Annotated in this window: 1 pseudogene; it reads left to right on the top strand. The window is 72.9% G+C overall.

What is annotated here, in order from left to right:
* Positions 1–129: 129 nt before the first annotated feature.
* Positions 130–391, top strand: a pseudogene (locus PUR56_RS39940) (polyketide synthase); the annotation flags it as partial.

The raw sequence follows: 391 nt of genomic DNA, 5'->3' as shown, positions 1-391 counted from the left end.
GGAGTGGGCTTCCGGCGCGGTGTCGCGGTAGACTGAGTCTCGGCCCTGGAACCCCGGGGACCGGCCTCGTCGGTCGGGTGTCTCGGCGTTCGGCGACAGTGGCACCCACGCGCACGAGATCGAGGAGGAGCCACCTACGGTCAGGACCGGGACGGCGGCGACCCGCTCTGGCTCGGGTCGGTGAAGTCCAACATCGGGCACACGCAGCCGGCGGCCGGTGTCTCCGGCCTCTTCCAGATGGTTCAGGCGATGCGGCACGGGACCCTGCCCGCGACGCTCCACGCCGACGAGCGTTCCCCGCACGTGGAGTGGGCGTCCGGCGCGGTGTCGCTGTTGACGGAGTCGCGGCCCTGGAACCCCGGGGACCGGCCTCGTCGGGCGGGTGTGTCGG

It is taken from the genome of Streptomyces sp. BE303 (assembly GCF_036290945.1).
Taxonomy (GTDB): domain Bacteria; phylum Actinomycetota; class Actinomycetes; order Streptomycetales; family Streptomycetaceae; genus Kitasatospora.
Note: the sequence above shows the minus strand (reverse complement) of the source record. Positions and strands in the feature narration are given on the sequence as shown.